This window comes from Mucilaginibacter sp. SJ (assembly GCF_028993635.1).
Lineage (GTDB): Bacteria > Bacteroidota > Bacteroidia > Sphingobacteriales > Sphingobacteriaceae > Mucilaginibacter.
On sequence record NZ_CP118631.1, the window covers coordinates 6769638 to 6783697 of the forward strand.

13 protein-coding genes are annotated in these 14060 nt (G+C 41.5%); 3 read left to right on the forward strand and 10 right to left on the reverse strand.

Annotation, left to right across the window (positions count from 1 at the left end; genetic code table 11):
• Positions 1-67: 67 nt before the first annotated feature.
• From MusilaSJ_RS27810 to MusilaSJ_RS27830, 5 genes are all read right to left on the reverse strand, one after another.
• Complete coding sequence (locus MusilaSJ_RS27810) at positions 68-958, reverse strand: 3-hydroxyacyl-CoA dehydrogenase family protein (protein WP_274988000.1); 891 nt, start codon at positions 956-958, stop codon at positions 68-70.
• Between the two features lie 47 nt (positions 959-1005).
• Positions 1006-1623, reverse strand: a complete 618-nt coding sequence (gene bioD / locus MusilaSJ_RS27815) for a dethiobiotin synthase (protein WP_274988001.1) — start codon at positions 1621-1623, stop codon at positions 1006-1008.
• Positions 1616-2749, reverse strand: a complete 1134-nt coding sequence (locus MusilaSJ_RS27820; RefSeq protein ID WP_274988002.1) for an aminotransferase class I/II-fold pyridoxal phosphate-dependent enzyme — start codon at positions 2747-2749, stop codon at positions 1616-1618. The genes bioD and MusilaSJ_RS27820 overlap by 8 nt, the downstream gene beginning before the upstream one ends.
• 66 nt (positions 2750-2815) lie before the next feature.
• Positions 2816-3175: a DUF4890 domain-containing protein gene (locus MusilaSJ_RS27825; protein ID WP_274988003.1), complete on the reverse strand. Its 360-nt coding sequence runs from the start codon at positions 3173-3175 to the stop codon at positions 2816-2818.
• 74 nt (positions 3176-3249) lie between these two features.
• Entirely contained in the window at positions 3250-4026 is a 777-nt protein-coding gene (locus MusilaSJ_RS27830; protein WP_274988004.1) for an XRE family transcriptional regulator, read from the reverse strand.
• Positions 4027-4112: 86 nt separating this feature from the next.
• Between MusilaSJ_RS27830 and MusilaSJ_RS27835 the strand changes: the two genes are divergently transcribed.
• Positions 4113-4469 (forward strand): GIY-YIG nuclease family protein, encoded by a 357-nt coding sequence (locus tag MusilaSJ_RS27835; protein WP_176627517.1) that lies wholly within the window; start codon positions 4113-4115, stop codon positions 4467-4469.
• Here MusilaSJ_RS27835 and msrB read toward each other — a convergent pair.
• Positions 4456-4935, reverse strand: coding sequence for a peptide-methionine (R)-S-oxide reductase MsrB (msrB, locus tag MusilaSJ_RS27840; protein WP_274988005.1), 480 nt, complete (start codon positions 4933-4935; stop codon positions 4456-4458). The two genes, MusilaSJ_RS27835 and msrB, sit on opposite strands and share 14 nt — an antisense overlap.
• A 122-nt stretch (positions 4936-5057) precedes the next feature.
• Entirely contained in the window at positions 5058-5618 is a 561-nt protein-coding gene (locus MusilaSJ_RS27845) for a fasciclin domain-containing protein (RefSeq protein WP_274988006.1), read from the reverse strand.
• A gap of 91 nt (positions 5619-5709) precedes the next feature.
• Here MusilaSJ_RS27845 and MusilaSJ_RS27850 point away from each other — a divergent pair, with 91 nt between their 5' ends.
• Complete coding sequence (locus tag MusilaSJ_RS27850) at positions 5710-6711, forward strand: phosphotransferase enzyme family protein (protein WP_274988007.1); 1002 nt, start codon at positions 5710-5712, stop codon at positions 6709-6711.
• 82 nt (positions 6712-6793) lie between these two features.
• Here MusilaSJ_RS27850 and MusilaSJ_RS27855 read toward each other — a convergent pair whose 3' ends face one another.
• Both MusilaSJ_RS27855 and MusilaSJ_RS27860 read right to left on the reverse strand, forming a co-directional pair.
• Complete coding sequence (locus tag MusilaSJ_RS27855) at positions 6794-10009, reverse strand: DPP IV N-terminal domain-containing protein (protein ID WP_274988008.1); 3216 nt, start codon at positions 10007-10009, stop codon at positions 6794-6796.
• A 114-nt stretch (positions 10010-10123) separates the two neighbouring features.
• Complete coding sequence (locus MusilaSJ_RS27860; protein ID WP_274988009.1) at positions 10124-12454, reverse strand: penicillin-binding protein 1A; 2331 nt, start codon at positions 12452-12454, stop codon at positions 10124-10126.
• Positions 12455-12703: 249 nt separating this feature from the next.
• On the opposite strand from MusilaSJ_RS27860, the gene MusilaSJ_RS27865 reads away from it, so the two are divergent.
• Positions 12704-13582: a polyphosphate kinase 2 family protein gene (locus tag MusilaSJ_RS27865; protein ID WP_274988010.1), complete on the forward strand. Its 879-nt coding sequence runs from the start codon at positions 12704-12706 to the stop codon at positions 13580-13582.
• Between the two features lie 64 nt (positions 13583-13646).
• On the opposite strand, the gene MusilaSJ_RS27870 is transcribed toward MusilaSJ_RS27865, so the two are convergent.
• Entirely contained in the window at positions 13647-14015 is a 369-nt protein-coding gene (locus tag MusilaSJ_RS27870) for a magnetosome magnetite crystal formation protein family (RefSeq protein ID WP_090526902.1), read from the reverse strand.
• Positions 14016-14060 lie beyond the last annotated feature (45 nt).

A 14060-nucleotide genomic window follows, 5' to 3' on the forward strand; every position in this document is an offset into this window, starting at 1 on the left:
TCAGATGTTTTTAGTTGTTCAGTATAATAACTATTGACAATTTCCAACATCGAAAGTTTAACCGCGTTCAGATGCTGAATTTATCGGCTACAACCAAATCTTTACTACCTGCTGTATATTTATAAAATCCGCTGCCTGTTTTAGTTCCTAAATGGCCTGCCACAGCCATGTTTACCAATAAAGGGCAAGGGGCATATTTAGGATTACCGAAACCATCATGCAATACTTTCAAAATAGCGAGGCAAACATCAAGCCCAATAAAATCAGCTAATTGCAGCGGGCCCATAGGGTGGGCCATGCCCAGTTTCATCACCGTATCAATTTCCTGTACGCCGGCAACGCCTTCATATAAAGTATAAATGGCCTCGTTTATCATCGGCATTAAAATTCGGTTGGCTACAAAACCGGGATAATCGTTTACCACTACAGGGTCTTTGCCTAATGTACGGGAAAGCTCCATAATGGTTTCGGTAACAGCATTGGTTGTGGCGTACCCTCTGATCACCTCAACCAGTTTCATTACCGGTACGGGGTTCATAAAATGCATGCCTATTACATTGCCCGGGTTTTTAGTAACTGAAGCAATTTGGGTTATAGAAATAGATGAGGTGTTGGATGCCAGTATTACGTTTTTGCCACAAATTTCACTTAGTTGCTTAAACAGCTTGAGCTTTATTTCCTGGTTTTCGGTGGCGGCTTCAATTACGAGGTCGGTATTTTGAGCGCCTTCGGCCAGGTTGGTAAAAACCCGGATACGGCTGAGAGTTTCGTTTTTTGCCTCTTCATCTAAAGAGCCCTTTTTTACCTGCCTGTCCAGGTTATTGCTGATGGTTTGTAAGGCTTTACTCAGGGCATTGTCGCTGATATCAACTAATGATACCTGGAAACCATATTGGGCAAAGGTGTGGGCGATACCATTGCCCATAGTGCCGGAGCCAATTACAGTAATGTTTTTCATAGTATGTGTTTACGAAGCCGGCAATATCGGTTGTAAAGCTGCCGGTATTACAAGGTAATAAACTTACCGGCTTCTTTAACAGTTTTTTTGTTGATAGTTTTAAACTCAGGGATCTGCCCCAGATCGGCAACTTCTGAATAATCGAGGATATAGCTTTTTGAATAGATATCCTTATCACCGTTAAAAATTATCCCCATAACAGGAATGCCATATTTTTTTAATGCATGTAAGGAAAGCAGGGTATGATTAATACTGCCTAAATAGTGTTTGCTTACCAGTATTACCTTTGCATTAAGCTGCTTAATAAGGTCGATAATAAGAAAGTTATCATTCAATGGTACCATAAGGCCGCCGGCGCCCTCTATAATTAGCTGGTTATCTGTTTTTGGCAGAATGATATTTTCAAGTTCTATGGTCACTTTATCGAGAGCCGCAGATTTATGAGGCGAAAAGGGTTGTGTGAGCGCGTAGGCCTCGGGAAAAAAATGGCTGACCTTATTTGAGATAAGGTTTTTAACTTTCAGGGTATCGCTGTTATCAAGGTCACCCGATTGTATGGGCTTCCAGTAGTCTGCGTTTAGTTTTTCAGTTAAAATAGCCGAAACCAGGGTTTTACCTATTCCGGTATCAATACCGGTAATAAATATCGGTTGCGTATCAGGCATGTAGTAATATAAATTTGTTAAGAGTTACAGCCAGCAAAGTTAACTCATTTTCCGTATTAAAGCTATGCAGGCAAATCCTGATCCGCTCGGTACCCTGTGCAACCGTAGGGCTTAAGATGGGCCTCACATCAAAGTTATTCAATTGCAATTGTTTAGCCGCTTCCCTTGCCATTTCATTGCTTTTGAACACGATACATTGAATAGCGCTATCACTATTTAGTAAAGTGAAATTTTTGCCTGTGTTTACTTGCTGTTTAAACAGTTCAATGTTCTTTTTTAGGCAGAAGATGGCCTCGCGGGAATTTTCCAATAACTGATAGGCCATTTTGATCGCTGCCAGCTGATGAAAAGGTGCTGTTGTTGTATAAATAAAGGAGCGTGCAAAATTGATTAAATATTTCCGTAAGTTATTACTACCAAGTACTACAGCCCCGTGGCCGCCCAGTGCCTTGCCAAATGTTATCACACGGGCAAAGATCCTGTGCTGTAAACCAAGTTCGCAAACCAACCCTTTGGGATAAAGGCCTACAGCATGGGCCTCATCAACAATGAGGGCGGCATTATATTTTTCAGTGAGGCTGAGGATTTCAACAAGGGGAGAAGCATCACCATCCATAGAATACACACTTTCAACAACCACATAACAATTGCCTTTGGATAATTTTAACTTGGCTTCTAAACTTTCCAAATCGTTGTGCCTGAAACTGTAGCGATTGGCATAGCTTAGTCTCGCTCCGTCGATGATTGAGGCATGTACCAACTCATCTAAAATAATGGTATCGCCGCGCTGGGCAAGGGATGAAAGCAGGCCAAGGTTGGCATCATAGCCCGAGTTAAAAAGCAGACCGGCTTCACTTTGATGATAGATGGCTATTTGCTGCTCCAGATCTTCGGCATATTGTATGTTTCCTGATAGCAATCTTGATCCGGCGCCTCCATTTAAGCTAAGCGGATGGTTGTTTACCTCGTGAGCGATGCTTTGTTTCAGAATTGGCGAACGGGCAAAACCCAGATAATCATTCGAGCAAAAATCAACCATGCCGTTTTCGGGTTTCAGTTCACGGTAAGTGCCAGCTTCCTGCCTTTCCTGTAATTTGCTGTTTAAAAAATCTTCGGCTGCGTTCAATGTGCTTTGTTTGGTGCAAAAATAAAAAAAGCGACCATTGGCCGCTTTCTTATATGTTATAAATGTTTACTGGCCACCGCCGCCCTGACGCATACGGTCCATTCTTTCTTTCATTGCTTTGTCATAAGCTGCAGCTTGTTCGGCTGTTAAAAGAGCTTTGATCTTGGTGTTGGTTGCTTCCATCATAGGGCGCATTGCAGAGCGCATCGCATCCCTGTCGCCATTGGCTGCAGTACGTACGCTATCCATTTTAGTTGCCTGCTCTTTGTAAACCGCAGTGATCTTGGTTGTTTGATCATCTGTTAATTTAAGCTGGGTTTGCAATTCTTTTGCTCTTTCTTCCGGGCTTCTCCTCATGCCGCCCTGCGCATAGCTGGCTGCCGAAATTCCTAAAAGGAAGCAGCACATTAACAATAATTTTTTCATAGCTTTTTAATTTAATTTACGTTTTATCAGTATGATAAAGATATATCGTAATGGTTTAAAAAAGCCGATGTAACTTAATTGTTGCCTTGCTGTAAATTAGATATAGAGCGCTGCATCTGGGCCATCATTGCTGTAAGGCTTTCCATGGTTGGCTCAGGTGAGGGCGACGGTAATTGTGTCGAGATATATCCTTTAGCTTTCCATAATTCCAGTACGTCTTCACCCGATATTTCATAAGGTTCGTAAACTGGGTTATCGGAAATAAGCTTTAGCTTTTTGTTCTCTTTAAATTTATTACCAATGCGTTTATAAACTACGCCATCATTTTTAGATATTACTACATAGGTTTCGCCGCTTTTTACGTCACCCCAGTTTTCTACATATTCACCTATTATAATAGTACCGGATACAAGGGGTAGCATGGAGTCGCCTTTGATTTCAAATGCGCGAAATGTACCCTGCTTAAACATGGGTAAATAAAATTTGGGTAGTTGAGCCACATATTCAGGATCGGCGTAACCGTTAAGATAGCCGGCACTGGCCTTTACGGGTACCATTTCTATATTTTCATTTTCTTCCTTATCAACAGAAATACTCAGGATCCGCAGATTGGCAGGGTTACCTTTGGGTTTTGGCTGCCATTTTTCGTTGATGGTTTCGTTGATGAAGTCATCAATAGTAACATCAAAATAGGTTGCTAATGTTTTTAGCAGGTCGTATTTAGGGTCGGCCCGGTCTTCTTCGTATGCGCCTACTAATGAACGTTTTATACCTAATTCGTCCGCAAATTGCTGCTGTGTTAAACCCTTCTTTTTGCGGAGAAACTTAATATTTTGTGAAATTATTGACATAAAATTTGGATTTGCTAAATTTATTAGTAATTTTATGCTCATAAAGTTAGTAATAATTATCTGTTCACCAAATTTTTTATCATAAAATGAAACGTTTTGTTTATATCATTACCGACAGGAACCGTAAAAATCTGCATGTAGGCTTATGTTCAGACCTGATGAAAACCATCCAGTTTTACAGCGAAATGCCGACTTTATTTTTCGACAATGCACAACAGCTTAACCGTTTGGTTTACTTTGAGGAGATCAATACCGAAGAACAGGCTATGGAACGTTTTAAAGTGGTGAGCACTTATACCCGTCCGCAAAAAGAAAAAATGATCAGATCTGTTAATGCCGACTGGATAGATTTGACCATTGGATTAAAATATGAGCAGGGCTTACGTGTAAGGCCGCAGCTACGCCCGTCCTTAAATGTGAACCGCAGGGTTATGGCTTTTTAATAAATTTTAAAGCCCCTGAGTTCATGCAGTACCTTTTGCCGCCGCGGTCGGCAGGTCCGTCATCAAATACGTGGCCAAGGTGTAAGCCTGTACTTTTTTCAATAACTTCATCACGGCTCATGCCGTAGCTGTTATCAGTAATTATTGCTACTTTTTTCGAGTCGACAGGTTTAACAAAACTTGGCCAGCCCGTACCGCTATCAAATTTGTCATCAGAGGTGAATAGCGTATCGCCGGTTGCGGCGCTTACGTAAACACCTTTTTCATGATTGTTCCAATACTCGTTCTGATAGGGAGGTTCGGTGCCGCTTTCAACCATAATATGGTATTGATTGGATGTAAGCGTCTTTTTCCATTCATCGGCAGGTTTGCTCAGTTTACGTTTAGCGTCCTGTCCGTTGGTATTTTGGCATCCAAATGCTATCAGGATGGTTAAAGCTATCACTGTTAAGATGAGTGTTTTCATAACCCATTATGTTTTGATGTTATCTTAATTATAGATGCTTCCTTTTCGTTGCCGGAAACTACTATATGCTATAACTCAAATACGTAATTTTATTATATGAGGATTGTCATTTGGCAGTCTGTTTATATGAGCTTCTTTTTAGGTACCAGTACTTTGTTTACCAGATGTACTATGCCGTTGTTTTGTTTAATATCAAACTTACTGATCGTACTTTTACCTCCATTGCCATCAATCAAAACGATATTGCTGTTGCTATCTATTTTAGCGAATAATTTACCGCCCGAAAGTGTGGTAAATGTGGCTATGCCTTTTCCTTTATTGATCTTTTTCTGAATGTCTCTTGCCTTTAGCTGTCCTGCAATGGCATGATAGGCTACTAAATCTGTAAGTTCCCAAATATGCGCTGGTTTGGCAAGGGAGTCGAATTTACCGGTAGGCATGTCGCTAAACCCGCCATCAATCGGTACAAATACGGTGATAGGCCCGCGGCTTGTGTAAGTGAGTGCGAGGTTTGTTTTTTGAATGAAAATATAAAATGTATGCGTATTGGGCGCTACAGATATGTTTTTTACAATATCATTGGCAGGAAGCATTGTTGTTGTATTACTGCTTTTGCTGTCGGTTTGGGCCAGCAATAATGCCGGGCAAAATACAATGGATATTAACAGCAGTAACTTTTTCATAGTGTGTAGGTTATAGGTTAAACATACAAAATATAAATAGGTTTTAAAATGGATAGCCGGGTTGTAGATTATAAGCTACCTTTGTTAACCTATGGAAATCTTCCCTACGCAATACTCAACCTTATCATCAAAAGCACTGAATATAAAACTTCAGGAAAGTTATGGTTTAAGTCATACAACGTGCCGGTTATTGATCCGCAATGTGAGCGACACTTATATTATAGAAAATGCAGCCGAAAAGTACATTTTTAAAATTTACAGGGATGCGCACCGAAAGCTGGAAGAGATCAAGGGTGAGGTAGAGCTGTTAACTATCCTGTTTGAAAAAGGAGCCAAAGTGTCAAGGCCAATTCCAGATATCAATGGCGAAATGTTGCAGGTTTTCAATGCTGCCGAAGGAATCCGTTACGGCGTGTTATTTTCATGGGCACAAGGCGGCGTTGTTTATGCTATGAATGATCAGCAGCTCGAAACCGTGGGCAGGGAGATGGCTGCTATACATAACATTACATCTTCAACTGAGCTTAGCTATCACCGTAAAGCATACTCAGTGAATACGGTTATAATTGATCCCATCAAAGTTATTGAACCTGCATTTGCCGGACTTGAAAACGAGTATGAATACCTGAGAAATACTGCTCTTGATGTAATCGCCCAATACAACCAATTTTGCGGCGGGTTTAGCCATGGCTATTGCCATTTTGATTTTCTTCCGAAAAACTTTCATTTCGATGATGCAGGTGAGATCACTTTTTTTGATTTTGATTTTGCAGGGAAAGGATTATTAGCTTACGATATCACCTCTTTTTTTATTCACTATTTTATGGAGGTTACCTACGGAAAAATTACAGAACAACAGGGACGCGATGCATTCAAAGCCTTCATTGCAAATTACCGTAAAGTTCGGCCATTATCAGATAAAGAAATTAATGCCGTTCCATATTTAGGATTCGGCTTTTGGGTATTTTATCTTGGTTTCCAGTATGAAAACTTTGATGACTGGTCAAATCTCTTTTTCGGGCCAAAATTTTTAAAGGATAGGGTCGCGCTGATTAAAAAATGGATGGAGACAGCTCATCTTTTATTGTCATAGCTTATTGTTAGGCAATATAAAACAGAAAGGCGGCTATGCAACTGCTTTTCTGTTTTATCATCGTAATAAGTAGTATTACATATTACCAACCTGGTGTAAAACCTAAACCAAACAACGGTTTTTTAACATCGCTGCGGTTAAATGGAACAGCCAGGTAAGGCTCTAATATAAAAGCACCAAAAACGTTTATTCGCAGGGAAATACCTGCACTCAATGCAGGTACCCGGCCGTAAATGTTTTGTGTTGTAGTAGTACCATCAGAGTTTATAAAATCCTGCTGACCAATCACCGGCGGATCTTTCTGAAAATAGATATGATCGCCGGCATTCCAGGCCAATCCCGCATCAAAAAACAAGTTAAGATCGGTAAACAGGAATTTCGATTTTATAGCAGCCAATTTTTCGGGGCCGGTAAATGGTAAACGTACCTCAAAGTTAAACACAGCTAAACGACTGCCTGATAATTGATCGATAGTGAAGCCATTAGTCGAAGCCTTACCGTTATTATAAAATGTTTGCCCTTCGTAACCCCTGATATAAAAAGGATAACCCACAAATAATGGATAAAGCCCTTTATCATCGCCGAAACGGCCTGTAGCAAAGAACCTGGCCGCAAAGGTTACCGGTGCGGTACGTACGTATTTCCTTACATCAATTGTTGGTGCAAAGAACTTATAGGTGCCAAAATTATAACCGGCTTCCAGCCTGTACCTGAAACCATTTAACGGTGCTGTAACACCAAAAAATGAGTTGTCACCAATTAGCGCGGTTGAAAGCGTTAAAATGGAATATGATTTTAAGTTATAGAAATAAGTAGAACCGTAGTTTTGATTAAGGGTTGCAGACTCTTCGTCGTTAGGGATTTTTTTCCTGTCGGATGTGATGTAGTTACCAATACCTACCTGGGGTTTGCCATTTACCATAGCGGTATCAAGCAGGTAATAATCGCTGTAACGGTCAACACGGTAATAGTTGTGTGAGGCTGCTCCGCTCACTTCAAAGCGTGTTGTCCTGGAAATAGGGTATGAGGTAAACACCCTGCCCGCATCCTCAAAATTCCGGATAATGTCAATGTTATCAGAATAAACGGTTTGATTTTTACCGCCCACATTCCTCACCGGGTAGGTGGTTGTATTGAAGCCAAACTGGTAAGGGATGTGGGAAACGCCCACACCAAGGTTCCAACGGCCGGTTTGGTTTACGTAGGTCACGGCAGCGCCTGAATCATAGATCTGCCCGTTTACCGATGCCGCGGCAAAGATCTGGTTACGGCCTAAAATATCACTGAATACGCCCTGGATTCCGCTTGAAAGGCTTGTGCCGTAAAAATTACTTACGCCAACACCAATGCCGCTGCCTGCCAGGTAATCCAGCTTAAATTTTGAGCGAAAAGGAATAGCCTTAACCGAATCAGTCGGGATTTTGCGGTACGCCAAAAAGTTATTCAGGTTAGAGTTGATCAGGTCGACGCCAACAGAGCGGTTTGGTGGTAGTGTGCCTGCTGCAAAGTTAACTTCGCCCGGCTGCACTACAATTGGTGTAAAGTCGGACGCTTTGGCGTTATAAATGGAATATTTTTGTGCGCGGTAGTATGAATAAACAATGTCGTCGTGATTGGAAATACTTAATGCCGGTGAATATTCAGTAATGCCCGAAATGCCGGTAAACAGGTTGCTCATTTGTTCTATCTGACCCGAAGCGATAGTATAACGATAAAGGTTGCGGAACCCATCACGGTTTGACAGGAAATAGATCTGCTTACCATCAGCCGAATATTGCGGGTTAAGGTTGTTGGCGCCGTTAAAGATCTTAATGTCAGTTATTTTACCTGTTGTTAGATCAAGCTCGGCCAGGTTAAAGGGGATATCTTGCTCCAGCGACTGGTCATAAGTTGTCCTATCGCTTGAAAAAATGATCTTTTTACCATCCGGCGAATAGCTTGGCTGGTAATCAGAAAATTTATCGTTGGTGAGCTGCGTAATCTTTTTGGTATCGAAGTTATAAGAATACAAATCGCCCTGCCCTTCAACCAATCCCTGGAAAACAATGTCTTTGCCATTTGGCGACCATGACAGGTTGCTAAACTGGCCTACCTGCTCCATCGAGATATCGTCAATTACATTGCCGCTTTTCAGGTCAACTACATCGAGCCTGTTACGCCCTTTGCTAAATACACTAAATGCAAATTTAGTCCCATCCGGCGACCAGGCACCTGCCGATTCGATGAAGTTAAACTCATCAATATGGGTATTGGATACCTTACTCGTGAGTTTTCGTAATATTCGCCCTGTTTTAGCATCAGCCAAATAAAGATCAATGCTGAATAAACTTTTGGCGGATAGAAAGGCGACATATTTACCATCGGGACTAACGGATGGGGCAACCACAAGATCACCGCCGTTTTTACTGTCAACCAGTTTGATGCCTTTAGGTGTTTGAGTGGTATCCTTTAAAAAGGGTTTATAGGTAGCCTCGATAGAGTTTTTCCAAAGGCGGGAAAGGGTACGGTCGTCATAACCAAACGTACGCCTGATACCATATTCTAAACCAAATTTAGCCGCGTTTTTGAAGAAGGGTACAATTACCGTGTCGCCATAAGTTGAACCGATGAACGACCAGAATGCTTCGCCATAACGATAAGGGAAGTATTTACTGCTTTCGGTAAGGTCACGAACGGTGGGGATATCATGATTGAGATAAGCGTCACGCATCCACATGGCGGTATAGCTGTCCTTCTTACCTAAGGACAGGTATTCGGCCATACCCTCTATCATCCAAAGCGGAATGTTGTTTATATTTTCATATTCGGACGAATCATGACCCATCAACAACCGGTATTGGAAAGCGTGCACTAACTCATGGCCGATAACGTGCCTCGTAGTTTGATTGGTTTCCATCACCGGCATTACCACACGGTTTTTAAGGCCTTCGGTAACACCGCCGGTACCTACGCCGATCTCGCCATCTATGGCCGTGGTTTGTTGAAAATCGGGGTGATTGGCATATAAGATTATTGGGTTGGCATACTTAAATGTATCTCTGAAAACCTGTTGGTGCAGAGTGTACCAAAGCTCGCTTTCCTGGGCAAAGCGTTTTACCATACTATCATTTTTCAGGTAATAGTAAATCTCGAAGTGAGGAGTTTTATAAACGTTAAACTTAAGGTTTTTGTACCTTACCTTGTTTTGGCCAAAATATTGCGCCCTGGCATTGATGCTTATCAACAGCGAGCCAACAAAACAAATGAATATAATGGTGTGCTTTTTAACTCTATTGAAAAGTGAGTAAACTTTATTCATATATTATTTAACTAAATAGATATGGCTAATTTAATAAAATAAGGTTGTTCTTAGTTCAAAAAACAACCTTATTCATTTTCTCTTCACAGTATGGAAAAAAACGCCTCTACCTGTTTACCGTTGGTTATTAGGCGGTGTGCTTTCCGGGTTTTCCGGATTGTTTTCCTGTACAGGTGTTACGCCCGTTGTATCAATAGGGTTGCTTATGCTATCAGTTGAAGTTGTATCTTCTTCAATATGCGGCGATGGGCAATTATAAGTTTTGGTGATCTTGGTCCATGGTTTGGGGAATGGTCCGTAAGTATAACCTAACGACTGATCGGCATATACTTTTTCCATAAACCTGCCGAAGATAGGCAACGCCGTATGTGAGCCTTCGCCGGTTTCGGATGTGGTAAAGTGTACTGAGCGATCATCAGCACCAACCCAAACGCCTGTTACCAGATCTTTGGTGATACCCATGTACCAGCCATCCACATAATCAGATGATGTACCGGTTTTGCCGCCTATCTGGTTGTCTTTTTTCCAAAGGCCGTTGTATTCCCACAGCGCCTGTGAGGTACCGCCGGGTTCCTCCATCCCCCCGCGGAACATGTAAAGCATCAGCCAGGCAGTTTCCTCGCTTAGCACTTTCTCGGTTTTAAGCTTAAACTCCTGTATCACATTGCCTTGCTGATCGGTGATTTTGGTGACCAGCAACGGATCGAGTTTTTCGCCCTTGTTAAGGAACGTGCTATAAGCCCTAACCATTTCATAAACTGAAACATCATTTGAACCCAATGATACCGATGGAACGGACTTTAAAGGGCTTTCGATGCCGCAGCGATGAGCGTATTCCACAATTTTATCCCAGCCCACTTTTTCGGTTAGCTGCGCTGTAATGGAGTTTACCGATTTACCCATAGCCCAGCGCAGTGACATTTCGCGATAGGAGAAATGGAAGTCGGCATTGTTGGGCTCCCAGACTTTATCCTCGCCGTTGTCCTTGTACTTGATGGATACCGGCTTGTCGGTAAACTTATCGCAGGGGGTAAAGCCATTATCAAGCGCCGTTAAATAGGCAAATGGCTTAAAGGTGGAGCCCGCCTGTCTTCGGCTTTGGTTTACATGGTCGTAATTAAAGAAACGATGATCGATACCGCCAATCCAAACTTTTATTTTACCGGTTGATGGCTCCAGTGTCATCATGCCGGTGTTCAGGATTTTAGCGTAATATTTTATAGAATCTATAGTAGAAAAAGTAGTATCCTGTTCGCCATGCCAGGTAAACACAGTCATCCGCTTTTTCGTTTTAAAGTAATCCTGGATCTTAATCGTATCACCGCCGTATTTTTTTTCAAGTAGCTTGTAAATAGGGAGCCTTTGTTCGTTTTTGAGAATGAAATCTTTGATCTCAACGCCTTTTGAATCGCGCCACGGATTTTTGTTCCCCCAAAGATTATAGAAGCGTTTTTGCAGCATCTTCATTTTTTCGGTAACTGCTTCTTCGGCATATTGCTGCATTTTTGAGTCGATGGTGGTGTAGATCTTCAGGCCATCCTCGTAAAGGTTGTAATCGTTTTCCTTACACCATTTATCCAGCCATTTCTCAACGGCGCGGCGCAGGTACGAATCGCCGTGGGAGTCGTCTTCAACATAACTCAGGTCGAGCCCGAGTGGCGACGCGAAGTTACTTTTATACTGGTCGGCAGTGAGGTACTTATATTTCGCCATCTGTCCCAACACAATATTGCGCCTTTCGGTAGCACGCTGCGGATTTTTAATGGGATTGTAGCTCGATGTGGCTTTCAGCATGCCGATAAGTAAGGCTGATTCGGCAGGATTTAATGTGCCGGGCTGTTTATTAAAATATTTTAACGACGCAGTTTTAATACCGTACGAATTATTGCCGAAGGGCACGGTATTGAAGTACAACGTCAATATTTGCTGCTTGCTGTAAACGTGCTCAATTTTAAACGCGGTAAGCCATTCCTTGCATTTATAAACAATAGTGCGCAGTACCGGGATATGCTTAATGACGCCCTGCGATTTCTTTTTACGCGTTTCAAAAAGGTTTTTGGCTAACTGCTGGGTTATTGTACTGCCGCCGCGGCGGTCGCCTTTGGCTGTTGAGAGTACGCTGGTAAAAAAGGAGTAAAAATCTACTCCGCCATGACTGTAAAACCGCACATCTTCAGTTGCCACAAGGGCGTTTATAAGGTTGGGGGAGATCTCTTTAAATTCAATTGGTGAGCGGTTTTCCTTGTAATACTGGCCTATAAGTTTGCCATCGGCAGTGTAAACTTCCGATCCTACCGAAAGTACCGGGCTTTTAATGTCCTGCATATCAGGAGAGTATCCGAAAAGCCACAAAAAGTTAAGTTCTATCGAACAAAAAAAGATGATAACGAAGTATATAAATATGACGAAGTATCTTAAAAAGCGATTGCGTATACGTCTGAACATTGGGTAAAGATGAAAATTTATAGCACTACATCATAATGCTGTTTGACAAATATAAACAACGTAAAATAGACAGGTAAATTTTAGGTTAACACTGGCATAATACATATTTATATTGTGCAAAGTACACAATTAATAAATCAAAAGCTGTTTGGATATGAAAATCGCCTGTTGAAGGTTGCAGCGTGTATTTGAAATCAAGTTGCTAAAACTTTAATGTGGTTTTTGTACTTTGTATGGATATCTATTTATATGAAAAGTTTGACAGAACAATTTAAAGTACCAAGTAATAGCAAATTTTCGCTGAATGATCATGATCCTGCATTTAGCGATGGTTACGAAAAAGAAGATGCCGGGGCTGTTTTGGATGAACTGATAGCTGAAACTTCTAAATTGGAGGCACAGCTTTATGCCTCAAATAGTTATTCACTGCTTATTATTTTTCAGGCGATGGATGCTGCCGGGAAAGACAGCGCTATAGCGCACACCATGTCGGGCATAAACCCGCAGGGGTGCCAGGTTTATAGCTTTAAACAACCCAGTTCAGAAGACTATGATCACGACTTTTTGTGGCGGCATTACAAAGCCCTGCCCGAAAGAGGGCGTATTGGTATCCATAACAGGTCGCACTATGAAAATGTGCTTGTCGTTAAAGTCCATCCCGAACTTGTTTTAAAGGAAAATAATCCAACGATAAAACAAGTAAAAGATATTAACAAGCAGTTTTGGGAGCAACGGTATGAGAGCATCCGAAATTTTGAAAAGCATATCTGTAACAGCGGAACTGTTGTGATTAAATTTTTCCTTAATGTTTCAAAGCAGGAGCAAAAAAAGCGGTTTTTAAAGCGAATAGACAACCCCAAAAAAAATTGGAAGTTCCAGGCCAGCGATATTGCGGAACGGGAGCATTGGGATGAGTATATGAAAGCTTATGAAAAAGCCATTAACGAAACCGCTACAGATGATTGCCCCTGGTATGTTATCCCGGCTGATAAGAAATGGTTTACGCGCATCGCGATATCAACTATAATCAGAGATACCTTGAAAAAGTTGAAGCTGGAATTCCCTGTTTTGCCTAAAAACGAAATGGAAAAACTACAGGAGGCTAAACATTTGTTAGAAAAGCAATAACGGAAATATTAAGACTTACGAAATTTTCAAAACCTCGTAAGTCTTAGACTGCGCTGTGAAAATCTTAAATGCCCGAAAACATATTTTGTGCGGGCTCTCCAATGAGCGGCATCGGTTTTCTTTCGCCATTAACAGCACCAATTAAGCCGATAACCCATATGATCAGTAAGCCTAAACGTATAATCCAAAGGATTGACGCACCTATGAATATTCCTGATGTTACAAAGGCCATGCCTATAATAAAACCGGCAAGCCATGAAATTACGATTGAAACGAGATGAAACAATAATGTTTGTCTCATCTGGTAGGCAGCCAGCGGTGTTTTATTATTAGTGTACAATGCAAAGTAGGCAATAAGCCATCCAATAAGCGTAAAATAACTGATGATGCCGGCGGTCTTACCGTCGTCAGAGGTAGGTTTGTAATTTTCCATGTGTGGTAAAGTTTTTTGTATAAAGCTAACCGTTTAAAAATGAAA

What these genes read in the sequence shown, in the direction of transcription:
- MusilaSJ_RS27810 (WP_274988000.1), bottom strand. Translation starts at nt 958, where the DNA reads ATGAAAAACATTACTGTAATTGGCTCCGGCACTATGGGCAATGGTATC.
- MusilaSJ_RS27860 (WP_274988009.1), bottom strand. Translation starts at nt 12,454, where the DNA reads ATGTTCAGACGTATACGCAATCGCTTTTTAAGATACTTCGTCATATTT.
- MusilaSJ_RS27830 (WP_274988004.1), bottom strand. Translation starts at nt 4,026, where the DNA reads ATGTCAATAATTTCACAAAATATTAAGTTTCTCCGCAAAAAGAAGGGT.
- bioD (WP_274988001.1), bottom strand. Translation starts at nt 1,623, where the DNA reads ATGCCTGATACGCAACCGATATTTATTACCGGTATTGATACCGGAATA.
- MusilaSJ_RS27865 (WP_274988010.1), top strand. Translation starts at nt 12,704, where the DNA reads ATGAAAAGTTTGACAGAACAATTTAAAGTACCAAGTAATAGCAAATTT.
- MusilaSJ_RS27835 (WP_176627517.1), top strand. Translation starts at nt 4,113, where the DNA reads ATGAAACGTTTTGTTTATATCATTACCGACAGGAACCGTAAAAATCTG.
- MusilaSJ_RS27855 (WP_274988008.1), bottom strand. Translation starts at nt 10,009, where the DNA reads ATGAATAAAGTTTACTCACTTTTCAATAGAGTTAAAAAGCACACCATT.
- MusilaSJ_RS27870 (WP_090526902.1), bottom strand. Translation starts at nt 14,015, where the DNA reads ATGGAAAATTACAAACCTACCTCTGACGACGGTAAGACCGCCGGCATC.
- MusilaSJ_RS27825 (WP_274988003.1), bottom strand. Translation starts at nt 3,175, where the DNA reads ATGAAAAAATTATTGTTAATGTGCTGCTTCCTTTTAGGAATTTCGGCA.
- MusilaSJ_RS27850 (WP_274988007.1), top strand. Translation starts at nt 5,710, where the DNA reads ATGGAAATCTTCCCTACGCAATACTCAACCTTATCATCAAAAGCACTG.
- msrB (WP_274988005.1), bottom strand. Translation starts at nt 4,935, where the DNA reads ATGAAAACACTCATCTTAACAGTGATAGCTTTAACCATCCTGATAGCA.
- MusilaSJ_RS27845 (WP_274988006.1), bottom strand. Translation starts at nt 5,618, where the DNA reads ATGAAAAAGTTACTGCTGTTAATATCCATTGTATTTTGCCCGGCATTA.